Consider the following 24415-nt stretch of genomic DNA (forward strand, 5'->3'; position numbering starts at 1 on the left):
GGAGTGCAACATGACGACTAAACGCAAAGCCTATGTGCGGCCAATGACGTCCACCTGGTGGAAAAAGCTGCCGTTTTATCGCTTTTACATGCTGCGCGAAGGCACAGCGGTGCCGGCAGTCTGGTTCAGCATTGAACTGATTTTCGGCCTGTTTGCCCTCAAACACGGCGCAGAATCCTGGATGGGATTCGTTGGTTTTCTGCAAAACCCAGTGGTGGTGATCCTCAACCTGATCGCCCTGGCTGCAGCCTTGCTGCATACCAAGACCTGGTTTGAGCTGGCGCCAAAAGCTGCCAATATCATCGTAAAAGACGAAAAAATGGGGCCAGAGCCGATCATCAAAGGTCTCTGGGCGGTTACTGCAGTTGCGACTGTAGTTATTCTGTATGTTGCCCTGTACTGGTAAGGAGTCCGGGATGATTAATCCAAATCCAAAACGCTCTGACGAACCCGTATTCTGGGGACTGTTTGGTGCAGGTGGTATGTGGGGCGCGATCATTGCGCCGGTCATGGTTCTGTTGGTCGGCATTATGCTGCCACTGGGACTTTTTCCGGGCGATGCTCTGAGCTTTGAACGTGTTCTGGCCTTTGCGCAAAGCTTTATTGGCCGCGCGTTCATGTTCCTGATGATCGTTCTGCCGCTGTGGTGTGGTTTACACCGTATGCACCACGCAATGCATGACCTGAAAATCCACGTGCCGGCTGGCAAGTGGGTGTTCTACGGTCTGGCTGCTATTCTGACCGTTGTGACGCTGATTGCTATCGTCTCGCTCTGATTAGTACCATCGTTATTCCGGCCCGCCACTGGCGGGCCGTTTTATTTCTACCGCCTCTTTTCCCTGCCATCATCGCAAATAGTGTAATCTACTGCCGCAATCTGCCCCGGACATCCCTCGGGTTCTCTGTTACGGAAATACGCCATGATGAACAAAATCCTCTGCAGTATGTTACTCCTTACTGCCTCTGGTTCAGCGCTTGCCACGCCGCACACTGAGCAACAGATCGCTGATGTTGTAAACCGCACCATTGCACCCTTAATGAAAGAGCAGGCGATTCCGGGCATGGCGGTTGCGGTGATTTACCAGGGCACGCCAAGATACTTTACCTGGGGTAATGCCGACATCGCCAAAAACCGGCCCGTCACCCCACAAACCCTGTTTGAACTCGGCTCCGTGAGTAAAACCTTCACCGGCGTGCTGGCGGGCGATGCTGTCGCTCGCGGTGAAATCAAACTCAGCGATCCGGCAACAAAATACTGGCCAGCGTTGAACACTAAGCAGTGGCAGGGCATCAGCTTGCTACATCTGGCGACCTATACCGCAGGGGGCTTACCGCTTCAGGTGCCGGATAGCGTGACGGATGAAGCCTCGCTGCTTCACTACTATCAAACCTGGCAGCCGGAGTGGACGCCGGGCAGCAAGCGTCTGTATGCCAATGCCAGCATCGGCTTGTTTGGCGCGTTGGCGGTTAAACCTTCTGGAATGAATTACGAAGAGGCGATGACTACGCGCGTCTTCAAACCGCTAAAACTCGAACACACCTGGATTACCGTCCCCACGTCAGCACAGAAAGAGTATGCCTGGGGTTATCGCGAGGGTAAGCCTGTCCATGTTTCACCCGGCCCGCTGGATGCAGAAGCGTATGGTGTGAAATCCAGCATTGAAGATATGGCAAGCTGGGTGCTGGCCAACATGGACGCCTCCCACATTCAGGACAAAACGCTGCAGCAAGGCGTGGCGTTAGCCCAGTCGCGCTATTGGCGTATTGGCGAGATGTATCAGGGGTTAGGCTGGGAAATGCTGAACTGGCCGGTACAGGGCGAAACGGTGATCAAGGGTAGCGATAATAAGATCGCGCTGGCGGCGATGACAGCCGTGGAAATTAACCCGCCCGCGCCTGCGGTCAAAGCCTCCTGGGTACACAAGACGGGATCTACCGGCGGGTTTGGCAGTTACGTTGCTTTTATTCCAGAGAAAAACCTCGGTATCGTGATACTGGCGAATAAAAGCTATCCAAATCCTGCACGTGTTGCGGCCGCCTACCAGATTCTGGAATCACTGCAGTAACCTGTTGCCGCCTACCTTTTCCTTGCTGTCATCTACACTTAACAGAAAACCAGCAAGGAAACCCCCATGCGCATTCTGCCTGTTATCACCGCGGTGACAGCCGCGTTTTTAGTGGTTGCTTGCAGCTCACCCACGCCGCCGAAGGGCGTTACCGTCGTCAATAACTTTGATGTGAAACGCTACCTCGGCACCTGGTATGAAATTGCTCGCTTTGATCATCGCTTCGAAAGAGGGCTGGAAAACGTCACCGCCACGTACAGCCTGCGCGATGACGGCGGTCTTAATGTGACCAACAAGGGCTACAATCCGGATCGAGATATGTGGCAAAAAACGCAAGGAAAGGCCTGGTTTACTGGCGATCCCAGTCGGGCCGCGCTGAAAGTCTCGTTCTTTGGCCCGTTCTATGGTGGCTACAACGTCATCGCGCTAGACAGAGAATATCACCACGCGCTGGTGTGCGGCCCGGATCGCGACTATTTGTGGATACTCTCGCGCACGCCGACCATTTCTGACGACATGAAGCAGCAAATACTCGCCATCGCGATCCGGGAAGGGTTTGATGTCAGTAAGTTAATCTGGGTGAAACAACCCCATTAATGAGCGCTGAGCTTCAGCCCGATAATACCCGCAACGATCAGCGTCAGGCTTGCCAGACGCATCGGGCTGGCAGACTCGCCCAGTAAGATAATCCCGGTGATAGCCGCACCAACGGCGCCGATACCGGTCCAGACAGCATACGCCGTCCCCACTGGCAGGGTTTTCATTGCCCAGGAGAGCATCGCAATACTGACAACCATAGCAACGATGGTAATCACACTCGGCGTCAGGCGGGTAAATCCGTGGGTATATTTAAGGCCAATCGCCCAGACAACTTCGAGCAGGCCAGCAATGAATAAAACGATCCAGGACATTTTAGGCTCCAGAGAGATGGGGCCGTCCCCGGTGAAAGATACGTTTGCAGGTCGTCCCACAAGCCGATGAATGAAAGGGTATTTTTGCCCGACAAAAAGTGAATTTCAATCTTTTTATTTCAGATAACTTAAAAGCCTGAATTGGGTGCAATAAGCAACGCAGTTCCGCCATTTAGTACTCATCGGACGTCTCTATGATGAAACGCTTTCTGAAGTCAGGAAGCCATTGGCCTTACTTCTGAATGCGATAATGTTATGTTGAAAATATTAGTGATTGACCGATGCCACTTTACCCGTACGGGAATAGAGGCCTGGCTTAATCATTCTGGTGTGTTTAATGGTTCGTTCCTGGTGTCCGGGTTAAATAATCTTTTGCTGGCAAAAGAACATATTCTGCAGTGGAAACCTCATTTGATCATCGCTGATTTATATAGTTTTCTTAACGATTCTCAGCCATTTCAGCCCATTGCGCCCTTCTTTATGGCCTGTGGGATGGCTCCGCTGATCTTGCTGCAATCAGGCGGCGAATACCGTGCTTCGGCGTTCAGCTCACGATATTCTGTCCATACTGTGTTATCAAAAACAGCCACGCTGTATGCGCTCTCAAAAACGATTCACGCGGCGTTACGCGTGAGACCGCTTTTAGACACGCCCAAAACGGCGACATCACTGCTGACGCCACAGGAAGAGAAAGTGCTGACGATGTGGATGGAAGGCGCGGGAAATAACGCGATTGCCAGTGCGCTCGGGATTCATGGCAAAACGGTTTATACCTACAAACGCAATATTCGCATGAAACTGCACATGGATAATCGCTATTCGCCGTTTTTATCATTGCCAGAACGGTAAGATTAACGGCACGACACGCACAGCGGTCGTACCGTTCATGATTAATCCTGAGCTTTTGCCGCAGCGCCCGAGATAGCCTGGCCACCCTCGGAAATATCCTGACCAACGCCGCGCGTCGTATTACAGGCGGTTAATACAGAGGAAAGTACCAGAACAGAAAAGATTGCTGCAATTGTCTTCTTAACCATAGCGTCTTCCTTTTTAGCCAATGTTGTACGTATTGCTACTTAATCATAGACAACATCCCGTAACTTGGCGGGAAACAGACAGTTTTTAAGACGATGCGAAAAGACTAGCTGGCAGCGTGGGAGATGGAATTGCCGAGATGTTTGATATCTTCGCCAAAGCCACGTGCGGTATTACACCCCGTCAACAGGGTTGCGGTCAGTAAGACGAGTGTTACAAGACTGAGAAGACGTTTCATCATTCCTGCCCTGGAAAATGTATGGCGCAGCAAACGCTGCACCATGAGATCAAGTAAGGCGTATTACTTCACGCGGGATACGTATTCACCAGAACGGGTATCCACTTTGATCACTTCGCCGATCTGAACGAACAGCGGAACTTTAACCACTGCGCCAGTAGACAGCGTTGCCGGTTTGCCGCCAGTACCTGCGGTATCGCCTTTCAGGCCTGGGTCAGTTTCAATGATTTCCAGTTCAACAAAGTTCGGCGGGGTCACGGAGATAGGCTGGCCGTTCCACAGAGTCACGATGCACTCAGCCTGATCCAGCAGCCACTTAGCGCTGTCACCTACCGCTTTCTCGTCAGCAGCCAGCTGTTCGAAAGTGGAGTTATTCATGAAATGGTAGAACTCACCGTCGTTGTACAGGTAAGTCAGGTTCATATCTACAACGTCTGCGCCTTCTGCAGAGTCGGTGGATTTGAAGGTTTTCTCTACGCGAGTACCGGTCAGCAGACGACGCAGCTTAACGCGCGCAAAAGCCTGGCCTTTGCCCGGTTTTACGAATTCACTGGCTTCAACTGCATAAGGTTCGCCGTCCATCATGATTTTAAGACCGGCACGAAAATCGTTGCTATAGTAAGTCGCCATAAGGCCCTCTGAATTTGTTAATTGGTAGCTTAGCCACAAAATGGCGCATATTGTAACCCTAAACACCCCATCCAGAGAAGATTGGTTAGTGCAACTTGCAGATGTTATAACCGATCCGGATGAACTGTTGCGTCTTTTAAATGTAGACGCTGATGAAAACTTGCTTGCAGGTCGCGAGGCAAAACGTCTTTTTGCCTTGCGGGTTCCCCGTGCTTTTGTGGCGCGGATGGAAAAAGGCAATCCTGATGATCCGCTTTTACGCCAGGTACTCACCTCGCGTGACGAATTTGTCGCAGCGCCGGGTTTCTCAACCGATCCGCTGGAAGAACAGCACAGCGTTGTGCCCGGATTGCTGCACAAATACCGCAACCGGGCGCTATTGCTGGTAAAAGGCGGCTGTGCGGTAAACTGTCGCTACTGTTTTCGCCGCCACTTCCCGTATGCGGAAAACCAGGGCAATAAACGAAACTGGCAGGTGGCTCTGGATTACATCGCTGCGCATTCGGAGCTGGATGAAATCATCTTCTCCGGCGGCGATCCGCTGATGGCCAAAGACCACGAACTGGACTGGCTGCTCACGCAACTGGAAGCGATACCGCACATTAAACGTCTGCGTATTCATAGCCGTTTGCCTATTGTGATCCCTGCGCGGATCACAGAAGACCTCGTCGCCCGTTTTGCACAATCCACCCTGCAAATTTTGCTGGTCAACCATATAAACCATGCGCAGGAGATTGGCGACGATTTCCGCCAGGCGATGCGTAAGCTAAAAATGGCAGGCGTCACGCTGCTGAATCAGAGCGTGCTGCTGCGCGATATCAACGATAACGCGCAAACGCTGGCGAATCTCAGCAACGCTTTGTTTGATGCAGGTGTGATGCCCTACTATCTGCACGTTCTGGATAAGGTTCAGGGCGCGGCCCATTTTCTGGTCAGCGACGACGAAGCCCGCGCCATTATGCGTGAATTGCTGACGCTGGTTTCCGGCTATATGGTGCCGAAACTGGCACGAGAAATTGGCGGTGAACCGAGTAAAACGCCGTTAGATTTGCAGTTAAGGCAGCGATAGTCCCTCTCTTTTGACCCTGCGCGAAGCGCTTCGCGCAGGTTTCAAGTCCGGATACCGACTCTCACGAAACAAAGCCGGGTGTTATTTTAGCCCCCGATTATTTCGGACAGAACAAACCTATCCAGAGAGAACCATCATGGCCTTAACACTCACCGGCATTAACACTGGCGTCATTCGAAACGGCAATCAGTTCCAGGCGCTGGCGCTTAACCTCAAGCATGAGCAGAACGACACCTCGCTGATTTTTATTCCAGCGCTACAACTGCGCGATCTGTATCTCTGCTTTGAGCATCGTCTGTCTTTGCAAAACCAGCGCAATGCCAAAGAGAAAGCGGCGTTCAAAAAAAGCCAGGATGCCGCCACGCAGGCAATGCTCAACCATATTCCGCCACTGACCCAAAAACAGCTACTGGAAGCCGATATCCGCCTGCGGGTCGAGAAACTGGAGCCCCGCGCCGGTCACGCCGGAGGATTTCAGTTGGCGTTTTCACTGCAGGGCGGCCATTCACTGATCCTCCAGCTTGAAGACGCGCAGCTTGCGCTCATCATCCGCGCCATTTCTCACGCCATTAATAACGCCGGCATGCATAAGCTATCGCTAAGGATCTCCTCACTACTGGATTTTCTGCCCATGTACGATGCCGATATTAAAAACAACGGTGAGATGGTGTATGACAACTATCCCCATCCGGCGTGGAAAATAACGCTGTTTACGCATTATCTGGCGCTGGTTTACCACTATACCGACAGCAATGGACAAGATTGCGCCTGCGGCACCATCGTGAAATCCCGAATTCGGGGGGAAATGAAAGAGACCGCGGCAATGGCCCGGCGCTTACTGGCGTTCAGCCCACGGCTGAAAAAGCTGGAAGGAAAACCTTGTCGTATTACCGTGGCGACCATCGCATCCGGTGCGGGTCACTTTCCACGAGAGCGTTGCCTGAAAGCACTGCATCAGCTTTATCAGACAACATTGGCCACAACGGCAGAATAACAAAACGCCCTCAGGTTTCCGGAGGGCGCTTTCAACACTGAATAAATCAGTTCGGGCACTTATAAACCTGACCGTTCATTTCACTGGCGGTCGGAACAAAGCTGGATAACATGCCCTGAGATGGGCTGCTCACGCCATAAATCACGTTGCCACCCATTGCTGCCGCCTGATTACGCAGGTCGTTTGCGGCGCCTCGCATTGAGCCGCCCTCTTCGCCATGCTGACCAGACAGCCAGTTACTTTGCTTACCGGTCGCCGTGCCAACCAACTGGCACTCAGCACCTGGCTTGTCTTCTACGAAGCGTACGCTTTGACCGGCGGCGCTCAGTTCGTTGCTGGAGCTACAACCCGCCATCAGTAGCGTGGCACCGACGATCCCTGCTAAATATTTCACGTGCATGTTATTCCCCGTAATCAATGAGCTGGACGTAGATCGTCCGTGTGAGAATCTTATACTAAAAACATGACGAAAAGAAAAACCCCCGGGCATTTCTGCCCAGGGGTTTCTTGATGCTATGGGGTATAGCGCACGATTACATCATGCCGCCCATACCGCCCATGCCACCCATACCACCAGCAGCGCCTAAGTCAGCACCATCGCCTTTCGGCAGATCGGTAACCATGCACTCGGTGGTGATCATCAGGCCAGCAACAGAAGCGGCGTACTGCAGAGCAGAACGGGTCACTTTGGTTGGATCCAGGATACCCATGTCGATCATGTTGCCGTACTCTTCAGTTGCAGCGTTGTAACCGTAGTTACCGTCGCCCGCTTTCACGGTGTTAGCCACAACAGACGGTTCTTCACCGCAGTTCAGCACGATCTGACGCAGCGGGGATTCCATTGCGCGCAGCGCAACTTTGATACCCACGTTCTGGTCTTCGTTCTGACCACGCAGATCGCCCAGTTTGGAAGCTACGCGAATCAGCGCAACACCACCACCAGCAACCACGCCTTCTTCTACCGCAGCACGGGTCGCGTGCAGGGCATCTTCAACGCGTGCTTTCTTCTCTTTCATTTCAACTTCGGTCGCAGCACCGACTTTGATAACGGCAACGCCGCCTGCCAGTTTCGCTACGCGCTCCTGCAGTTTTTCACGATCGTAGTCAGACGTTGCTTCTTCGATCTGCTGGCGAATCTGAGTCACTCGACCCTGAATTGCGTCTTCGTCACCCACGCCATCAATGATGGTGGTGGTGTCTTTGTTGATCACAACGCGTTTTGCCTGACCCAGATCTTCCAGGGTCGCTTTTTCCAGTTCCATACCGATCTCTTCAGAGATTACGGTACCGCCGGTCAGAGTCGCGATGTCCTGCAGCATTGCTTTACGACGGTCGCCGAAGCCCGGTGCTTTAACAGCAGCCACTTTCACGATGCCGCGCATGGTGTTAACCACCAGCGTTGCCAGTGCTTCGCCTTCAACATCTTCAGCGATGATCAGCAGCGGTTTGCCTGCTTTAGCAACGGCTTCCAGAACCGGCAGCATTTCGCGGATGTTGGAGATTTTCTTGTCAGCCAGCAGGATGAACGGGCTTTCCAGTTCTACTGCGCCAGTTTCCGGCTTGTTGATGAAGTAAGGAGACAGGTAGCCACGGTCAAACTGCATACCTTCAACCACGTCCAGTTCGTCCTGCAGACCGGTACCGTCTTCAACGGTGATCACGCCTTCTTTACCGACTTTGTCCATCGCTTCAGCGATCAGTTTACCTACGGTTTCGTCGGAGTTAGCGGAGATAGTACCAACCTGAGCGATAGCTTTAGAGTCAGAGCACGGTACAGACAGTGCTTTCAGCTCTTCAACCGCAGCAGCGACAGCTTTGTCGATACCACGTTTCAGATCCATCGGGTTCATGCCCGCAGCAACAGCTTTCAGGCCTTCAGTGATGATGGACTGAGCCAGTACGGTCGCGGTGGTGGTACCGTCACCTGCAGCGTCGTTCGCTTTAGAGGCAACTTCTTTCACCATCTGCGCGCCCATGTTTTCGAACTTGTCTTCCAGTTCGATTTCACGTGCTACGGAAACACCATCTTTAGTGATGGTCGGTGCACCGAAAGATTTATCCAGAACCACGTTACGGCCTTTCGGACCGAGGGTAACTTTCACTGCATCTGCCAGTACGTTTACGCCGCGCAGCATTTTCACACGAGCGTCGTTACCGAATTTTACGTCTTTAGCTGCCATTATCTCTTTTCCTTAAATTCGTATGTTCAGTGTCGTTCGCGGATTACGCTTCAACAATTGCCAGAATGTCGCTTTCGGACATGATCAGCACTTCCTGGTTGTCGATCTTCTCGGACTTCACGCCGTAGCCATCGTTGAAAATAACGATGTCGCCGACTTTCACGTCCAGCGGCTGCACACTACCGTTTTCCAGGATGCGGCCCTTACCGACAGCGATGATTTCGCCACGAGTTGATTTACCTGCTGCAGAACCGGTCAGAACGATGCCGCCAGCTGATTTGGATTCAACTTCTTTACGTTTGACGATCACACGATCATGTAACGGACGAATACTCATTGATAGCTCTCCTTTGAGAAAGTCTTTATCAGTTATGGGTGACGCCGGCCCGTAAACGGATTTCCCGGCTAGTGACCAGAGAGATGGGGATGGGGTTATACCCCTTCAAGGGGGAAACTAAAAAAAAATTCTTATCAGGAGAAAATCCGCTCAAAACACCAACCCACCTCACATTTCGCACCAATTTCAGGGCCGCGGTCATCAGCAAATCTGATTGTGATACCATCAAAAATCTGTGCAGTTGCCTGAATTTTAGGCGTAACCGGATAACCATTACATGAGCGGACTAAAACAAGAGCTGGGACTGGCTCAGGGGATTGGCCTGTTATCGACATCGTTGTTAGGCACGGGTGTCTTTGCCGTTCCTGCACTGGCCGCCCTTGTCGCGGGGAATAACAGCCTGTGGGCGTGGCCGATACTCATCGTGTTAGTTTTTCCGGTGGCCATCGTGTTCGCGATACTTGGCCGTCATTACCCCAGCGCCGGAGGCGTGGCGCATTTTGTTGGCATGGCGTTTGGGGATCATATGGAGCGGGTGACCGGCTGGTTGTTTTTGTCGGTCATTCCCGTCGGTTTACCCGCCGCGCTGCATATTGCCGCAGGTTTCGGCCAGGCGATGTTTGGCTGGCACGGTGGACAATTACTGTTGGCGGAACTGGGGACGCTTGTCCTGGTGTGGTACATCGGCTCTCGCGGCGCCAGCTCAAGCGCGAACCTGCAAACCATCATCGCGGGTCTGATTGTGGCGCTGATTGTCGCCATCTGGTGGGCTGGCGAACTGCAACCCGCTGAAATCCCCTTCCCGGCGCCAGGCGATATCGACATGTCGGGGCTGTTCTCTGCGCTGTCGGTGATGTTCTGGTGCTTCGTCGGTCTTGAAGCCTTTGCGCATCTGGCATCCGAATTCAAAAAACCTGAGCGAGACTTTCCGCGCGCCCTGATGATTGGCCTGCTGCTGGCGGGTTCCGTTTACTGGGCGTGTACGGTGGTGGTGCTGCATTTTGGCGCTTACGGCGAGCAGATGGCGGCGGCGGCTTCGCTGCCTGAAATTGTCGTGCGGTTGTTTGGCGTCCAGGCGTTGTGGGTTGCCTGCGTTATTGGCTATCTGGCCTGTTTTGCCAGTCTGAATATTTATATTCAAAGTTTTGCCCGCCTGGTCTGGTCGCAAGCACGATACAAACCAGACCATTATCTGGCACGCCTCTCCTCCCGCCAGATCCCGCACAATGCGCTGAATGCCGTGCTGGTATGTTGCGTTATCAGCACCTTGTGTATTTACGCGCTCGACATCAACCTCAATGCGCTGATTGTCTACGCTAATGGCATTTTTATTATGATCTATCTGCTGTGCATGCTGGCAGGGTGCCGTTTACTGAAAGGACGCTATCGCGCATTGGCGGTCATTGGCGGGGTGTTGTGCCTGCTTTTACTGGCGATGGTCGGCTGGAAAAGCCTGTACGCCATTATTATGCTGGCGGTGCTATGGCTATTTTTACCCAGGCGAAAAGGGCTTGAAAACCCTTTATAGGCCGGATAAGCACTGCGCCATCCGACCTGGATGCCGAATGACGCTAAACTTACCGGGCCTACTATACTCTTTAATCGCGGCGATCGTCTTTATGATCGAGACGGTCGCGCTCTTCGTCCTTGCGCTGAAACTCGCCGTCAAACGTATCTCCACCGCCAGTTCCGGCGCTAAAACCGCCGCCCGGCATCCGGGAGAAACGCAGGTGCGGCAGCAGTTTCATCGTCAGATGTTTCTGTACCGGCGGTAATAAAAGAAGAAGGCCGAGGAAATCGGTGAAGAAACCTGGCAGAACCAGCAACAAACCCGCAATGATCAGCGATACGCTCTTGATCATCTCCGCAGCCGGGCTTTCTCCTGCCGCCATTTTCTGCTGCATCAGCAAAAAGTTTTTAAATCCTTGATTGCGCACCAGCGACATACCAACGATCGAAGAGAAGATCACCAGAATCAACGTCATCAGTACGCCCAGTACCTGGGAGACCTGGATAAAAATAGAAATCTCAATGTAAACATAGAGAAAGATGGCAACAAGTGGTATCCAGCGCAAAGGGTTCTCCTGTAGGTAACCGCCGTTTCAGCACGTCTTTTGAATGATTGTGCAATTTGCATCCAACTTATATTGAGGTGCTTAGCAAAATTTCAAGCCATTTTTGGATATATTTATGGGAGTAATCCAAAAGGGGTGATCTATCTCACAAAATAATAAATAAGGAGTAATTAGCCACACTTAAAGTGATCCAGATTACGGTAGAAATCCTGAAGCAGCATATCATCTCGGACATCAGACCGATGTAGGGGATAATCGTCGGTCAGGAAACATTCGAAACCACATATATCCTGTGTGTTTAATGTAATTTTTTGGCAGCTTGAAAAAGAAGGTTCACATGTTAAACAACATTCGTATCGAAGAAGATTTGTTGGGTACCAGGGAAGTTCCAGCGGAAGCCTACTACGGTGTTCACACTCTGAGAGCGATTGAAAACTTCTACATTAGCAATAACAAAATCAGTGATATTCCTGAATTTGTTCGCGGTATGGTAATGGTGAAAAAGGCAGCGGCCCTGGCCAACAAAGAGCTGCAAACTATTCCTAAGAGTGTGGCAAATGCCATCATTGCCGCCTGTGATGAAGTTCTGAACAACGGCAAATGCATGGACCAGTTCCCGGTAGACGTTTACCAGGGCGGTGCAGGCACCTCCGTAAACATGAATACCAACGAAGTGCTGGCCAACATTGGGCTGGAACTGATGGGCCACCAGAAAGGTGAGTATCAGTACCTGAACCCGAACGACCACGTGAACAAATGTCAGTCCACCAACGACGCTTACCCGACCGGTTTCCGTATCGCGGTGTACGCATCCCTCGTTAAACTGATTGATGCTATCAACCAGTTGCGCGAAGGCTTTGAGCGTAAAGCGGAAGAATTCCAGGGTATCCTGAAAATGGGTCGTACCCAGCTGCAAGATGCTGTGCCGATGACCCTGGGTCAGGAATTCCGTGCTTTCAGCGTACTGCTGAAAGAAGAAGTGAAAAACATTGGCCATACCGCAGAACTGTTGCTGGAAGTTAACCTCGGCGCAACAGCAATCGGTACAGGTCTGAATACCCCTAAAGAGTACTCTCCTTTAGCGGTACAGAAACTGGCAGAAGTTACTGGCTTCGCCTGTGTACCAGCAGAAGACCTGATTGAAGCGACCTCTGACTGCGGCGCTTATGTTATGGTCCACAGCGCACTGAAACGTCTGGCTGTGAAGATGTCCAAAATCTGTAACGACCTGCGTTTGCTCTCTTCTGGCCCACGTGCCGGTCTGAACGAGATCAACCTGCCGGAACTGCAGGCGGGCTCTTCCATCATGCCAGCTAAAGTGAACCCGGTTATTCCAGAAGTGGTTAACCAGGTATGCTTTAAAGTCATTGGTAACGACATCACCGTTACTATGGCGTCCGAAGCGGGTCAGCTGCAGCTGAACGTAATGGAGCCGGTTATTGGTCAGGCAATGTTTGAATCTATCCATATCCTGAGCAACGCCTGCTACAACCTGCTGGAAAAATGCATTGACGGTATCACTGCTAATAAAGAAGTCTGTGAAGCGTTCGTTTACAACTCAATCGGTATTGTCACTTACCTCAACCCGTTCATCGGCCACCACAACGGCGACATCGTTGGGAAAATCTGTGCTGAAACCGGTAAGAGTGTACGTGAAGTCGTACTGGAGCGCGGTCTGTTGACTGAAGCTGAGCTGGACGATATTTTCTCTGCACAGAACCTGATGCACCCTGCTTATAAAGCAAAACGTTATACTGATGAAAGTGAACAGTAATCGTACAGGGTAGTACCATAAGAGGCACGTCAGATGACGTGCCTTTTTTCTTATTAGAAGTTACTTAAAAACAACAATTTAATATCAACTTGTTAAACAACAAGGAAGGCTAATATGATAGTTGTAGAACTTATCATCGTTTTGCTGGCAATCTTTTTGGGCGCCAGACTTGGGGGCATTGGTATAGGATTTGCAGGTGGGCTTGGCGTTTTGGTTCTTGCAGCCATAGGCGTTAAGCCCGGTAATATCCCGTTCGATGTTATTTCCATCATCATGGCGGTTATCGCTGCCATCTCTGCCATGCAGGTCGCAGGCGGTCTGGACTATCTGGTTCACCAGACAGAAAAACTGCTGCGTAAAAACCCGAAATACATCACGATCCTCGCTCCGATCGTGACGTATTTCCTGACTATTTTTGCAGGTACAGGCAACATCTCTCTGGCAACTCTGCCAGTTATCGCTGAAGTGGCGAAGGAACAAGGGATCAAACCTTGCCGTCCGCTCTCCACGGCGGTGGTTTCTGCACAGATAGCCATTACCGCGTCGCCAATCTCTGCGGCGGTGGTATACATGTCTTCCGTTATGGAAGGTCATGGCATCAGCTACATTCACCTGCTGTCCGTGGTCATTCCGTCCACCCTGCTGGCGGTGCTGGTGATGTCCTTCCTGGTCACCATGCTGTTTAACTCTAAACTTTCTGACGATCCGGTATACCGTAAGCGTCTGGAAGAAGGTTTGGTTGAACTGCGCGGCGAGAAGCAAGTTGAAATCAAAGCAGGTGCGCAAAAATCTGTTTGGTTGTTCCTGTTGGGCGTAGTCTGTGTTGTGGCTTATGCCATCATCAACAGCCCGAGCCTCGGCCTGGTCGCTAAACCGCTGATGAACACCACCAACGCAATTCTGATCATCATGCTGAGCGTCGCGACGCTGACCACCATCCTTTGCCGTGTTGAAACTGACTCCATCCTGAACTCCAGCACCTTCAAAGCAGGGATGAGCGCCTGTATTTGTATCCTGGGCGTGGCATGGCTGGGCGACACCTTCGTTTCTGCCAACATCGATTGGATCAAAGAGACTGCAGGTAGCGTAATTCAGGGTCATCCGTGGCTGCTGGCGGTAATCTTCTTCTTTGCTTCTGCACTGCTGTACTCTCAGGCTGCAACGGCTAAGGCACTGATGCCGATGGCGCTGGCGCTGAACGTTTCTCCGCTGACTGCTGTGGCTTCTTTCGCAGCCGTTTCCGGTCTGTTCATTCTGCCAACCTACCCGACACTGGTTGCGGCGGTTCAGATGGATGACACCGGTACAACCCGTATCGGTAAGTTAGTCTTTAACCATCCGTTCTTCATCCCAGGTACGCTGGGCGTTGTCCTTGCTGTTTGCTTCGGCTTCCTGCTGGGCAGCTTCATGCTGTAAGTGTTACCCGCGGGGCGTTTATACGCCCCGCACCCCTTTCCCCGCTTTGACTAACATCCTTCCCTCGTCCGATGTATAGTGACCACTCTCTTGCTGGTCATTCTGTCCTTTCGAGGTGTTTATGCTTGATGTTAACAGTCAGGATATGTCCATCCCCGATGCCGTTGTGGTGCTTTGTACTGCACCGGATGAAGCAACAGCCCAGGACCTGGCAGCCAAAGTGCTGGCAGAAAAACTGGCGGCATGCGCTACGCTCATCCCGGGCGCCACTTCCCTGTATTACTGGGAAGGGAAACTGGAGCAGGAATACGAAGTGCAGATGATCTTCAAATCCTCGGTTTTGCACCAGCAAGCGCTTCTTGATTGCCTGAAGTCTCACCACCCCTATCAAACACCCGAACTTCTGGTTTTACCCGTTACTCATGGAGATAGTGATTACCTCTCATGGCTCAACGCATCCTTACGCTGATCCTGCTGCTGTGCAGCACATCCGTCTTCGCCGGATTATTTGACGCGCCTGGTCGCTCGCAATTTGTGCCTGCCGACCAGGCTTTTAGCTTTGATTTTCAGCAGAATCAGCATGACCTTAATCTTTCATGGCAAGTGAAAGAAGGCTATTACCTTTATCGCAAGCAAATCACTATCACGCCGTCTCAGGCAGAGATTGCCGCGGTACAGCTCCCGGCGGGCGTCTGGCACGAAGATGAATTTTATGGCAAAAGCGAAATCTATCGCCAGCGATTGACTATCCCGGTGACGGTCAACCAGGCCGCGTCTGGGGCGACATTAACCGTCGTCTATCAGGGATGCGCTGACGCCGGTTTCTGCTACCCGCCAGAGACGAAAACCGTGCCGCTAAGCCCGGTGATTGCCAGTGCAGATGTGCAACCGGCGCGCCCCCCTTCAGCAACGCAAGCAGAAAACGCACCGCAACCCGACAGCCAACTGCCCTTTTCTGCATTGTGGGCGTTGCTGATCGGGATTGGCATTGCCTTCACGCCATGCGTTCTGCCGATGTACCCGCTCATTTCCGGTATCGTGTTGGGCGGCAAACAGCGCCTCTCAACCGGACGCGCCCTGCTGCTGACCTTTATCTACGTTCAGGGGATGGCGCTGACCTACACCGCGCTTGGCCTGGTCGTCGCGGCTGCCGGATTACAGTTTCAGGCGGCGTTGCAGCATCCGTATGTATTGATTGGCCTGGCGGTGGTGTTTACCCTGCTGGCGCTGTCGATGTTTGGCCTGTTCACGCTACAGCTCCCCTCTTCGCTGCAAACGCGCCTCACGCTGATGAGTAATCGTCAGCAGGGTGGATCGCCTGGCGGCGTGTTTGCGATGGGGGCGATTGCCGGGCTGATCTGCTCGCCGTGTACCACCGCGCCGCTAAGCGCTATTTTGCTGTATATCGCCCAGAGCGGAGACATGTGGTTCGGTGGCGGGACGCTGTATCTCTACGCGCTGGGGATGGGGTTACCGCTGATTCTGGTCACCGTCTTCGGCAACCGCCTGCTGCCCAAAAGCGGCCCGTGGATGGAACATGTCAAAACGGCCTTTGGGTTTGTTATCCTCGCGCTACCCGTCTTTTTGCTCGAACGTATCATCGGTGACGCATGGGGCCTGCGTTTGTGGGCATTACTGGGCGTTGCCTTCTTTGGCTGGGCATTTATCACTAGCCTGCAGGCAAAACGGCGCTGGATGCGCATGGTACAGATTGTCCTGCTGGCCGCAGCGTTAGTCAGCGTGCGTCCGTTGCAGGACTGGGCGTTCGGTAACGCAACGGCACAAACGCAGGCGCATCTGAACTTTACGCCAGTCACCTCGGTCGATGACTTAACGCAGGCGCTGGCGCGCGCCAAAGGCAAACCCGTGATGCTTGATCTGTATGCCGACTGGTGCGTCGCCTGTAAAGAATTTGAGAAATATACCTTCAGCAATCCGCAGGTACAGCAGGCATTGGGCGATACGGTGCTGTTACAGGCCAATGTCACCGCCAACAACGCACAGGATGTGGCCTTACTGAAGCACCTCCATGTGCTGGGATTGCCCACCATTTTGTTCTTTGATGCACAGGGGCATGAACACCCAGAAGCACGGGTGACGGGCTTTATGGATGCGGCGACCTTTAGCGCACATTTGCGCGATCGGCAACCGTGAGCGACACTTGCAAAAGGAAAAACAGAGGAAAATACCGTGCAACGTGAAGATGTCCTGGGAGAAGCCCTAAAATTACTTGAGACTCAAGGGATAGCAACGACCACACTGGAGATGGTCGCCGAAAGCGTTGATTATCCGCTCGACGAATTACAACGTTTTTGGCCGGATAAAGAGGCGATTCTCTATGATGCGTTACGTCATCTGAGTCATCAGATAGAGACCTGGCGCCGTCAGCTTATACTGGATGAAACACTGAGTGCAGAGCAAAAGCTCCTGGCGCGCTACAGTGCCTTGTCAGAATGTATGATTAATCACCGCTATCCGGGCTGCCTGTTTATCGCCGCCTGCACGTTTTATCCTGATCCCACCCACCCCATTCACCAACTGGCGGATCAACAAAAACGGGCTGCGCACGATTTTACCCATGAGTTGCTGACCACGCTGGAAATTGACGATCCGGCCATGGTCGCCCGGCAGATGGAGTTGGTGCTGGAGGGGTGTCTCAGCCGTATGCTGGTGAACCGTAGCCAGGCCGATGTCGATACTGCGCATCGCCTGGCAGAAGATATCCTGCGGTTTGCTCAGTGCCGTAAGGCGGGCGCACTGACCTGATCCACCTATCGCTCCCCTACTGATGCGCATATAATTTCAGCAATACTGATACATAAAGGGAATTATATGCGCCGTCTCCCCCTCATTGCGGCAGCGGGATTGTTTTCAATCCCACTGTTTGCCGCACCGTTAACCGGCTTTTCGTTTGACCACAAAGACTGGGAACTCTCCTGCGACAATACCGGCACCTGCCGTGCCGCAGGTTACGGCGTCAATACCGGAGAAATCAGTGTCTTGCTGACCCGTCAGGCAGGCCCTGGGCAGCAGGCCACCGGACTGGCGACCTTCGCACAAACCCAAAATGATATCCCTGCCGATGCCAGCGTGAGTATGTTCATTGATGGACAATCGCAGGGAACACTCACGGCCAAAGACAAAGAGCATTTTCGTTTCAACAACGCGCAAATCACCGCCCTGCTTCAGGCGCTGATTCAGGACAAAAAAATTGAGATTGCGCTAAATGGGCAGCGCAAAACGCTCTCCAGCGCAGGCGCCAATGCCGTGTTGCTTAAAATGGATGAATTCCAGAAGCGTATAGGAACTCAGAGTGCTCTGCTGCGTAAAGGCAAGGCCAGTGATGAAAACGTACTGGCGGCAGTCCCGGCGCCTGTCATTATTGCCGCGCCCGTAACGCCCTCAGCACCAGCAACGCCACTCACTGCAAATCAACGCACGGTATTAGAGAAAAAACTCACCAATGACTGCGATGACTGGGATAACGAGAATATCCCTGCCAAAGACCGCCAGTTAACGCTCACCGCCATTGATCAATCGCATACCCTGATCCAGGGGCTCTGCTGGCGCGCCGCGTATAACGAAGGCTATGCCATGTGGGTGGTGGACAGCGCACTGACCCGCGACCCGCAGCTCATCACGACCGATGCCACCAACTATGCCGATGGCGTGATTACGTTCTTCAATAAAGGTCGCGGTATCGCCGACTGCGTTAGCGGAGAAGAGTGGGTGTGGGACGGCAAAACATTTGTGCGTAGCCTGAAATACACCACTGGCGATTGCCGGGAAATCGTCCTCGGCGGCACCTGGATGCTACCCACCTTTGTTAGCCGGGTTGAAGCAACGCAAAAATCCAGTGAGCATGACAACGCGCGGTAATTTTAAGCAAAATAATCCTATCCGCGACAAAATCGCCGCAAAGATAAGCAATCAGACAACAAAAAGAGAAATCTGGTTGACGGGGGGTACAGATTACGGTTTAATGCGCCCCGTTGCCCGGATAGCTCAGTCGGTAGAGCAGGGGATTGAAAATCCCCGTGTCCTTGGTTCGATTCCGAGTCCGGGCACCACTATTTAAAGAACCCAGCCTATGGCTGGGTTTTTGCTTTTTAGCGTTCCGGTAGATTACGGATCGTTCTGAACACAAATTCTCCTGCTTCCCCCTGAACCGCACCCGAGCACTTTCTCTTAGCAACACCCCTCTCCTCCGGTCACTGTGCCCCGCTCTGCTGACTTTCAGGCAGGGAGTATCACGGCTTGTCTGCGGTTTCTTTTTTTGCCTTCTCTGTGGCCTTGTCGGTCTGTTTCGGGGTGACGTCACTGAGTGAGTCCTCTGCGTCTTTCTCTTTACGCGCAACTTCGTCCATGATGAGTCGGTAGGCGATGTAGTACTTGTAGATGTTACTCACATAGGTGACGGTTTCTGCACCGATCTGCTCAGCGGCCATATATTCCACGTTGCCAAACCAGACATCAGGGTCAAAGCCCCGCGTCTTTGTTTCGGCGCGTAGCCGGGCAATGCGAGCCGCCCCCGCGTTGTAGGAGGCGAACGAGAAGAGCGCCTTATCAAGCTGGGTCATCGGCTCATCACCGTAGTAATTGTCTATCATCCAGCGCATGTATTTCACCCCAGCATGAATGTTGGGATCCAGCTTACGGATGTCGCCCACTTTCATTTCCTTGCCCGTACGCGGCATCACCTGCATCACGCCGATGGCCCCCACGTGGCTACGGGCGGACTGATTGAGCCGCGATTCCTGATAACCCTGCGCGGCCATTAGCAGCCAGTCCACGTCATAGCGTTCGCCGTACTTTCTGAATAAATCCACCATCTTCAGCAGCTTACGACGCTCTTTCTGGGCTGCAGCGCTTTTGACATACTTTGCGCTCTTCAGGTAACGGAACAACAGGATGTTACCCAGTTTGCTGCCCTCGCCATTTTCCTTAACGAAATCATTCAGCAACGCGAGAAGTTCCGGGCTATTTTTGCGTACAGCCCACGCGATATTAGCATCGCCGCGCAACACGATATCTTCGTGTATCTGAATTTTTGGAAACACCTGTTTCCAAAACTCAGCTTTATGCCGATCGACGACGATCAGCGGAATGAGCCCGGCATTCAGCATCTCGATAAGATCTTCATCCTCAAGTGATTCAGGGGCTTCCTCAAGAATAACGGGGGGACGTGAGGCTTTAGCAAAGCGTGCATTAAGCGCCTTCAGGCTCTCGTAATAACTGGATGAGGGACGCACAAACACCGTCTTGCCCGAGAGTTGTTCCAGTGTCTCTACCTTAGGGGAGTTGGGCCCCGAGAGCAGCAGTTCTTTGACATTGATATACAAGGGGATGGTGAAATCCACGAGTTTCTGACGATCCGGGGTAATCGTCAGATTCGCAGCGGCGATATCTCCCCGCCCCTCGTTAAGGGCCATAAACAACTGATCGCGCGCCACCGGTACGAAGATAATACGTACTTTGAGGTGGCGTTGTTTTAGCTTGTCCTCCTCCAGTAACCTGGCGTTGAGTTCGCGTTCAAACGCCATAAACACATCATGGGTAACGCCGCGCTGGGTTCCCTTGTTGATGAAGAAAAATGTCTTGCTGTAGGTCGTCAGTACCCGGATCACCCGGCGATCGAGCATCCCTGGCAGATCCCCCACCCAGGGTTGCAGCAGCTCATCCATATTGACTTCGAGCACCTCTCGCTCCTCCTGCTGAGGCTGATCACGTTCAGCAGAATCAGCGTGAGACTGGCCTTGCTCAGCAGTGACAGCAGGGGGCTGATTTTGCTCAGCAGAAGCAGCATACACGGGGGCAACAAGCAGCAGTGCGGCAATAAGGGCAATGAAAAATCGGTGAAACGAGAGGGCATTCATGGCGAGAGACTCCGCATGGCGCATCCTTTCATTTTAGCCAACGCAGGAACTCTCTGGTGTATATCTGGTGCACTTCAACAGTATTCAGAAACGGCGCTACGTCAGTGAGGACGGGTTTAAAAACCCAAATCTTGCGCCGCCCGGCAGAAATCATTGTCCTGACTTGCATTTTTATACCTTGTGCACTGCACTCAAATTCAGGAGACAATCGACAACGCCGGGTGAGAATGATGGGGATCAGCGACGCAGCGTGGGAGGGAACGTATCGGGTTCCGGGAGTCATAAACCGTACCCGCTGTCATGGCACTCTCCTGAATACACAAGGAATGTCCTTGTGAGCCTCGCCATTGAATTTGTCGGTATCTGCAAAGCATTTGGCCCGGTGCGCGTGTTGCATGGGGTGAGTTTTACGCTGGCGCCGGGAAAAATATATGGCCTGCTGGGGGAAAACGGAGCCGGTAAATCAACCCTGATGAAAATTCTCGCCGGTTACGAGCAGGCCAGCGAAGGTGAAGTGCGTATTGACGGCACCGCCCGTCATTTTCGTTCTTCCCGTGAGGCCGAACAAGCCGGTGTGGTGCTGATCCATCAGGAATTCAATCTTGCCGAGCACCTCACGATTGCCCAAAATATTTTCCTCGGCCATGAATATAAACGAGGCTGGCTGCTGGATGAGCGCGCCATGGAACAGGCGAGCGCGCGCTGTCTTGCCGACGTCGGTCTCAGGATCTCCCCAAATACGCTGGTACGGCGGCTGATCGTCGCAGAGAAGCAACTGGTCGAGATAGCCAAAGCGTTATCACGCCAGGCACGTTTGTTAATCATGGACGAACCCACCGCCACGCTGACGCCCGCGGAAACAGAGCGATTATTCGCGCTGATCGGCAAGCTTAAAGAAGATGGGGTCACCATCATCTATATTTCTCACAAACTGGATGAGGTCAAATACCTCACCGATGAGGTCGTCGTGATGCGCGATGGCCGCTTCGTTACCCGCGCAGCCACCGCCGATCTCACGCGCCAGCAGATGGCAAACCTGATGGTTGGACGTGATATGTCCGACATGTTTCCGCCGAAGCGTTCACCTGCCAGAGAAGCGCCCGTTGCCCTGGCCGTCGAGGGGTTGTCCGTTCCCGGCTGGATCGACGAGCTCAGCTTTAACGTACGCGAGGGTGAAATCCTCGGCTTCGCCGGTCTGGTCGGTGCCGGACGCACTGAGGCTTTTGAAGCCATCGTGGGGCTGCGACCGCGCAGTGCCGGTACGCTGACGCTGGGGGGAAAAAAAGTTCGCCCCGATAACCCACGCGACGCCATGCGTCATGGCCTCACCTATATGCCGGAAGATCGCAAAGGTAAGGGCTTGCATATCAATCTGGGATTGAGCGAAAACCTGACGCTGATGACGCTGGAACGCTACGCCACACCGTTACTCAATCAGCACGCTGAGCGGGAAGCACTTGAGCAGGCGGTAACCGTCTTTGGGCTGAAAGTGGGTGATCTTAGCGCCAGGGCGCGCATGCTCTCCGGGGGAAATCAACAAAAACTGGTGCTGGCCAAATACCTGCACCCGAACCCACGCGTTATCGTGCTTGATGAGCCTACCCGCGGCGTCGATGTGGGAGCCAAAAGAGATATTTATTTTTTGATCCAACGGCTTGCCACAGAAGGACGCGCCGTTGTCGTCATCTCCAGCGAGTTGATAGAACTGATCGGTTTGTGCCATCGCGTACTGGTGTTACGTGCGGGGCGGTTGCAGGCAGAGCTTAGCGCTGAGAATCTGAACGAAGAGGAGCTAATCACCTATGCAACCGGCACACGCTGATCTTTTCGTTGTCTTCCGTCGTACCTGGTCGCATCTTTCAGGATTTGGCCCACTGATTGGGTTGATTCTGTTGTGTATCATCGGCACCCTGCTTAACCCGGATTTTGCCACCCTCGACAACCTGATGAATGTACTGACCCGCACGGCGTTTATCGGCATCATCGCGGTGGGCATGACTTTTGTCATTATGTCCGGCGGTATCGATCTTTCGGTGGGCTCCATGGCTGCCCTGATCGCTGGCTGTGTGATCCTGTTTATGAATCACTTCACCGATAATCCCCTGGCCGGCGTGGTGCTGGGGGCGTTGTTTGCTCTGGTGCTGGGCGCACTGTTTGGTTCTTTGCACGGCTTGCTGATTACCAAAGGGCAGATCGAAGCTTTTGTCGTCACCCTGGGCACCCTGGGTATCTTTCGGGCTTGCCTCACCTGGCTGGCGGATGGGGGCGCGCTCACGCTCGCTGACACTCAGGCAGATATCTACAGCCCTGTCTATTATGGCAGTTTGCTCGGCGTGCCTATCCCGGTGTGGGTGTTTGCCATCGTGGCACTGGCGGGCGGGCTGTTACTCAACCGTACCGCTTTTGGCCGCTATGCACAGGCCATCGGATCTAACGAGCAGGTCGCGCGTTATGCCGCGATCCGCGTCGATCGAATCAAGATCCTGACCTATGCGCTACTCGGTTTTTGTGTGGGGATCGCGACTCTGCTGTATGTTCCACGGCTGGGTTCCGCCACCCCGAGTACCGGCTTGTTGTGGGAGCTGGAAGCCATCGCTGCCGTGGTGGTGGGCGGAACGACCCTCAAAGGAGGGGAAGGACGCATTGTCGGTACGGTGATCGGCGCCATCCTGCTTTCCGTTATCAGTAACATTCTTAATCTCACCAGCATCATCAGCGTTTATCTCAACGCCGCCGTTCAGGGGGTGGTCATTATCATCGTCGCTTTTCTGCAACGCGGGCGCTGAGGGAGTGGTAACAGAGGAAATCCGCGGGCACGCGGGCAAACCGTTTGATTTACTGGAGATAACTCGATGAATAAAGCGCTTCGCATTATTGGTGCCAGTGTCCTTGCCTGCTCGCTCAACACCAGTTGGGCGGCAGAGAGTGTAACACTGGGTGTCTCTATTCCCACGGCCACCCACAGTTTTACCTCCGGCATCGTCTGGTGGGCCAACAAGGCCAAAGCAGATTTAGAGAAAGAACATCCCGATCTCAAGGTCATCGTGAAAACGGCCGCCAACGCCCCCGAACAGGCTAATCAATTGCAGGATCTGTTAACGGTTAACAAAATGAACACCCTGGTGATTTTCCCCTTTGAATCCGCAACGCTGACCAAGCCAGTGGCGCAGGTGAAGGATAAAGGCGTGTACGTTACGGTCGTTGACAGAGGGTTGACCGACACCAAAGCCCAGGATGCTTACGTTGCCGGTGACAATACCGCATTTGGCAAACTGCCTGCCGAATATCTGGCGAAGGTGATGGACGGAAAAGGTGAACTGGTCGCCTTGCGCGGCATTCCGACCACGCTGGATAACGAGCGTTTTGACGCCTTCACTGCCGTTATCAAACAGCACCCTGAAATGAAAATTCTTGATGCCAAATACGGCAACTGGAACCGGGATGACGCTTTCAAAGTGATGCAAGACTTCCTTACGCGCTATAAGCATATTGATGCCGTCTGGGCTGCCGATGATGATATGGCGGTAGGCGTGCTCAAGGCCATTGACCAGGCCAAACGTGATGACATCAAAATCGTGTTTGGTGGCGCGGGTGCCAAAGGGGCGGTCAAAACGTTAATGGAGGGAAGCGATCCGCGCATCCAGGCGAACGTCTCCTATTCACCCAAGTTTATCTATGATGCGATCAAACTGACCGCAGAGGCGCGTCTGCAGGGCAAGGAACTGCCTGCCAAAACCATTATTCCTTCAGTGTTGATCACCAAAGAGAACGCCAAAGATTTCTACTTCCCTGATTCACCATTCTGAGTTTGTGT

General features: G+C 52.9%; 25 protein-coding genes, 1 tRNA gene and 1 pseudogene. 18 read left to right on the top strand and 9 right to left on the bottom strand.

The annotated features are described in order from the left end of the window. Positions 1-10: 10 nt before the first annotated feature. The 4 genes from frdC (at position 11) to ACO7SM_RS19585 (ending at position 2663) form a co-directional block, all read left to right on the top strand. Positions 11-406 carry a fumarate reductase subunit FrdC gene (gene frdC / locus ACO7SM_RS19570; RefSeq protein ID WP_203359187.1) on the top strand — a complete coding sequence of 132 codons (396 nt, stop codon included), beginning with the start codon at positions 11-13 and terminating at the stop codon, positions 404-406. A 10-nt stretch (positions 407-416) separates the two neighbouring features. Continuing rightward, the gene (gene frdD / locus ACO7SM_RS19575; RefSeq protein WP_490468885.1) at positions 417-776 is read left to right on the top strand and encodes a fumarate reductase subunit FrdD; all 360 of its coding nucleotides are present in this window, start codon (positions 417-419) and stop codon (positions 774-776) included. Between the two features lie 144 nt (positions 777-920). Then, on the top strand, positions 921-2066 hold the full coding sequence (gene ampC / locus ACO7SM_RS19580) for a CMY2/MIR/ACT/EC family class C beta-lactamase (protein ID WP_490468886.1): 1146 nt from the start codon (positions 921-923) through the stop codon (positions 2064-2066). Between the two features lie 66 nt (positions 2067-2132). Next, a complete protein-coding gene (locus ACO7SM_RS19585; RefSeq protein ID WP_490468887.1) occupies positions 2133-2663 on the top strand; it encodes a lipocalin family protein in 531 nt (176 codons plus the stop codon). On the opposite strand, the gene sugE is transcribed toward ACO7SM_RS19585, so the two are convergent. Next, a complete protein-coding gene (gene sugE, locus ACO7SM_RS19590; RefSeq protein ID WP_490468888.1) occupies positions 2660-2977 on the bottom strand; it encodes a quaternary ammonium compound efflux SMR transporter SugE in 318 nt (105 codons plus the stop codon). The genes ACO7SM_RS19585 and sugE overlap by 4 nt on opposite strands. Positions 2978-3232: 255 nt before the next feature. On the opposite strand from sugE, the gene ACO7SM_RS19595 reads away from it, so the two are divergent. Further along, on the top strand, positions 3233-3826 hold the full coding sequence (locus ACO7SM_RS19595) for a LuxR C-terminal-related transcriptional regulator (protein ID WP_490468889.1): 594 nt from the start codon (positions 3233-3235) through the stop codon (positions 3824-3826). Between the two features lie 41 nt (positions 3827-3867). Here the strand turns inward: ACO7SM_RS19595 and ecnB are convergent, their stop codons facing one another. The 3 genes from ecnB to efp form a co-directional block, all read right to left on the bottom strand. After that, the gene (gene ecnB / locus ACO7SM_RS19600) at positions 3868-4014 is read right to left on the bottom strand and encodes a lipoprotein toxin entericidin B (RefSeq protein ID WP_192610802.1); all 147 of its coding nucleotides are present in this window, start codon (positions 4012-4014) and stop codon (positions 3868-3870) included. Between the two features lie 104 nt (positions 4015-4118). After that, entirely contained in the window at positions 4119-4253 is a 135-nt protein-coding gene (ecnA, locus tag ACO7SM_RS19605; protein ID WP_192610801.1) for a lipoprotein antitoxin entericidin A, read from the bottom strand. Between the two features lie 60 nt (positions 4254-4313). After that, entirely contained in the window at positions 4314-4880 is a 567-nt protein-coding gene (gene efp / locus ACO7SM_RS19610; RefSeq protein WP_203359193.1) for an elongation factor P, read from the bottom strand. A gap of 40 nt (positions 4881-4920) precedes the next feature. Between efp and epmB the strand changes: the two genes are divergently transcribed. Then, on the top strand, positions 4921-5949 hold the full coding sequence (gene epmB, locus ACO7SM_RS19615; protein WP_490468890.1) for an EF-P beta-lysylation protein EpmB: 1029 nt from the start codon (positions 4921-4923) through the stop codon (positions 5947-5949). Positions 5950-6085: 136 nt separating this feature from the next. Further along, complete coding sequence (gene yjeJ / locus ACO7SM_RS19620) at positions 6086-6943, top strand: YjeJ family protein (protein ID WP_490468891.1); 858 nt, start codon at positions 6086-6088, stop codon at positions 6941-6943. Between the two features lie 46 nt (positions 6944-6989). Here the strand turns inward: yjeJ and ACO7SM_RS19625 are convergent, their stop codons facing one another. From ACO7SM_RS19625 to ACO7SM_RS19635, 3 genes are all read right to left on the bottom strand, one after another. Further along, positions 6990-7343 (bottom strand): DUF4156 domain-containing protein, encoded by a 354-nt coding sequence (locus tag ACO7SM_RS19625; protein ID WP_490468892.1) that lies wholly within the window; start codon positions 7341-7343, stop codon positions 6990-6992. A 133-nt stretch (positions 7344-7476) separates the two neighbouring features. Beyond that, complete coding sequence (gene groL, locus ACO7SM_RS19630; protein ID WP_203359197.1) at positions 7477-9123, bottom strand: chaperonin GroEL; 1647 nt, start codon at positions 9121-9123, stop codon at positions 7477-7479. Positions 9124-9166: 43 nt separating this feature from the next. Further along, entirely contained in the window at positions 9167-9460 is a 294-nt protein-coding gene (locus ACO7SM_RS19635; RefSeq protein ID WP_203359198.1) for a co-chaperone GroES, read from the bottom strand. A gap of 277 nt (positions 9461-9737) precedes the next feature. On the opposite strand from ACO7SM_RS19635, the gene yjeH reads away from it, so the two are divergent. After that, positions 9738-10988, top strand: coding sequence for an L-methionine/branched-chain amino acid transporter (gene yjeH, locus ACO7SM_RS19640; protein ID WP_490468893.1), 1251 nt, complete (start codon positions 9738-9740; stop codon positions 10986-10988). 70 nt (positions 10989-11058) lie between these two features. Here yjeH and ACO7SM_RS19645 read toward each other — a convergent pair whose 3' ends face one another. Continuing rightward, complete coding sequence (locus ACO7SM_RS19645) at positions 11059-11535, bottom strand: FxsA family protein (protein ID WP_490468894.1); 477 nt, start codon at positions 11533-11535, stop codon at positions 11059-11061. Between the two features lie 337 nt (positions 11536-11872). Between ACO7SM_RS19645 and aspA the strand changes: the two genes are divergently transcribed. From aspA to ACO7SM_RS19680, 7 genes and pseudogenes are all read left to right on the top strand, one after another. Continuing rightward, positions 11873-13309 carry an aspartate ammonia-lyase gene (gene aspA / locus ACO7SM_RS19650; RefSeq protein ID WP_203359201.1) on the top strand — a complete coding sequence of 479 codons (1437 nt, stop codon included), beginning with the start codon at positions 11873-11875 and terminating at the stop codon, positions 13307-13309. 114 nt (positions 13310-13423) lie between these two features. Further along, entirely contained in the window at positions 13424-14725 is a 1302-nt protein-coding gene (gene dcuA / locus ACO7SM_RS19655; RefSeq protein WP_192610793.1) for an anaerobic C4-dicarboxylate transporter DcuA, read from the top strand. Between the two features lie 121 nt (positions 14726-14846). Further along, positions 14847-15194, top strand: coding sequence for a divalent cation tolerance protein CutA (gene cutA / locus ACO7SM_RS19660; RefSeq protein WP_276293067.1), 348 nt, complete (start codon positions 14847-14849; stop codon positions 15192-15194). Then, the gene (locus tag ACO7SM_RS19665; protein ID WP_490468895.1) at positions 15170-16879 is read left to right on the top strand and encodes a protein-disulfide reductase DsbD; all 1710 of its coding nucleotides are present in this window, start codon (positions 15170-15172) and stop codon (positions 16877-16879) included. The genes cutA and ACO7SM_RS19665 overlap by 25 nt, the downstream gene beginning before the upstream one ends. Before the next feature lie 36 nt (positions 16880-16915). Next, entirely contained in the window at positions 16916-17491 is a 576-nt protein-coding gene (locus ACO7SM_RS19670) for a transcriptional regulator (RefSeq protein ID WP_490468896.1), read from the top strand. A gap of 66 nt (positions 17492-17557) precedes the next feature. Beyond that, positions 17558-18562: pseudogene (locus ACO7SM_RS19675) on the top strand (DUF1176 domain-containing protein); the annotation flags it as partial. A gap of 157 nt (positions 18563-18719) precedes the next feature. Further along, positions 18720-18795, top strand: a tRNA-Phe gene (locus tag ACO7SM_RS19680). Positions 18796-18975: 180 nt separating this feature from the next. Here the strand turns inward: ACO7SM_RS19680 and ACO7SM_RS19685 are convergent. After that, positions 18976-20601 carry an MltF family protein gene (locus ACO7SM_RS19685; protein WP_490468897.1) on the bottom strand — a complete coding sequence of 542 codons (1626 nt, stop codon included), beginning with the start codon at positions 20599-20601 and terminating at the stop codon, positions 18976-18978. Positions 20602-20935: 334 nt separating this feature from the next. Here ACO7SM_RS19685 and ACO7SM_RS19690 point away from each other — a divergent pair, with 334 nt between their 5' ends. From ACO7SM_RS19690 to ACO7SM_RS19700, 3 genes are all read left to right on the top strand, one after another. After that, the gene (locus tag ACO7SM_RS19690; protein ID WP_490468898.1) at positions 20936-22423 is read left to right on the top strand and encodes a sugar ABC transporter ATP-binding protein; all 1488 of its coding nucleotides are present in this window, start codon (positions 20936-20938) and stop codon (positions 22421-22423) included. Continuing rightward, a complete protein-coding gene (locus tag ACO7SM_RS19695; protein WP_490468899.1) occupies positions 22404-23387 on the top strand; it encodes an ABC transporter permease in 984 nt (327 codons plus the stop codon). Before ACO7SM_RS19690 ends, ACO7SM_RS19695 begins: the two co-directional genes overlap by 20 nt. A gap of 66 nt (positions 23388-23453) precedes the next feature. Further along, on the top strand, positions 23454-24407 hold the full coding sequence (locus ACO7SM_RS19700; protein WP_490468900.1) for a substrate-binding domain-containing protein: 954 nt from the start codon (positions 23454-23456) through the stop codon (positions 24405-24407). The last annotated feature ends 8 nt before the right edge of the window (positions 24408-24415 follow it).

Source organism: Citrobacter sp. LJND-P06, assembly GCF_058188415.1.

Excerpts from the sequence above, each read along its gene's own strand:
- frdC (WP_203359187.1), top strand. The coding sequence starts at position 11 with ATGACGACTAAACGCAAAGCCTATGTGCGGCCAATGACGTCCACCTGG.
- ACO7SM_RS19700 (WP_490468900.1), top strand. The coding sequence starts at position 23,454 with ATGAATAAAGCGCTTCGCATTATTGGTGCCAGTGTCCTTGCCTGCTCG.
- yjeH (WP_490468893.1), top strand. The coding sequence starts at position 9,738 with ATGAGCGGACTAAAACAAGAGCTGGGACTGGCTCAGGGGATTGGCCTG.
- frdD (WP_490468885.1), top strand. The coding sequence starts at position 417 with ATGATTAATCCAAATCCAAAACGCTCTGACGAACCCGTATTCTGGGGA.
- ACO7SM_RS19625 (WP_490468892.1), bottom strand. The coding sequence starts at position 7,343 with ATGCACGTGAAATATTTAGCAGGGATCGTCGGTGCCACGCTACTGATG.
- ACO7SM_RS19685 (WP_490468897.1), bottom strand. The coding sequence starts at position 20,601 with ATGAATGCCCTCTCGTTTCACCGATTTTTCATTGCCCTTATTGCCGCA.
- aspA (WP_203359201.1), top strand. The coding sequence starts at position 11,873 with ATGTTAAACAACATTCGTATCGAAGAAGATTTGTTGGGTACCAGGGAA.
- epmB (WP_490468890.1), top strand. The coding sequence starts at position 4,921 with ATGGCGCATATTGTAACCCTAAACACCCCATCCAGAGAAGATTGGTTA.
- ACO7SM_RS19585 (WP_490468887.1), top strand. The coding sequence starts at position 2,133 with ATGCGCATTCTGCCTGTTATCACCGCGGTGACAGCCGCGTTTTTAGTG.
- ACO7SM_RS19695 (WP_490468899.1), top strand. The coding sequence starts at position 22,404 with ATGCAACCGGCACACGCTGATCTTTTCGTTGTCTTCCGTCGTACCTGG.
- ampC (WP_490468886.1), top strand. The coding sequence starts at position 921 with ATGATGAACAAAATCCTCTGCAGTATGTTACTCCTTACTGCCTCTGGT.
- efp (WP_203359193.1), bottom strand. The coding sequence starts at position 4,880 with ATGGCGACTTACTATAGCAACGATTTTCGTGCCGGTCTTAAAATCATG.
- groL (WP_203359197.1), bottom strand. The coding sequence starts at position 9,123 with ATGGCAGCTAAAGACGTAAAATTCGGTAACGACGCTCGTGTGAAAATG.
- ACO7SM_RS19665 (WP_490468895.1), top strand. The coding sequence starts at position 15,170 with ATGGCTCAACGCATCCTTACGCTGATCCTGCTGCTGTGCAGCACATCC.
- cutA (WP_276293067.1), top strand. The coding sequence starts at position 14,847 with ATGCTTGATGTTAACAGTCAGGATATGTCCATCCCCGATGCCGTTGTG.
- ecnA (WP_192610801.1), bottom strand. The coding sequence starts at position 4,253 with ATGATGAAACGTCTTCTCAGTCTTGTAACACTCGTCTTACTGACCGCA.
- ACO7SM_RS19635 (WP_203359198.1), bottom strand. The coding sequence starts at position 9,460 with ATGAGTATTCGTCCGTTACATGATCGTGTGATCGTCAAACGTAAAGAA.
- yjeJ (WP_490468891.1), top strand. The coding sequence starts at position 6,086 with ATGGCCTTAACACTCACCGGCATTAACACTGGCGTCATTCGAAACGGC.
- ACO7SM_RS19595 (WP_490468889.1), top strand. The coding sequence starts at position 3,233 with ATGTTGAAAATATTAGTGATTGACCGATGCCACTTTACCCGTACGGGA.
- sugE (WP_490468888.1), bottom strand. The coding sequence starts at position 2,977 with ATGTCCTGGATCGTTTTATTCATTGCTGGCCTGCTCGAAGTTGTCTGG.
- dcuA (WP_192610793.1), top strand. The coding sequence starts at position 13,424 with ATGATAGTTGTAGAACTTATCATCGTTTTGCTGGCAATCTTTTTGGGC.
- ecnB (WP_192610802.1), bottom strand. The coding sequence starts at position 4,014 with ATGGTTAAGAAGACAATTGCAGCAATCTTTTCTGTTCTGGTACTTTCC.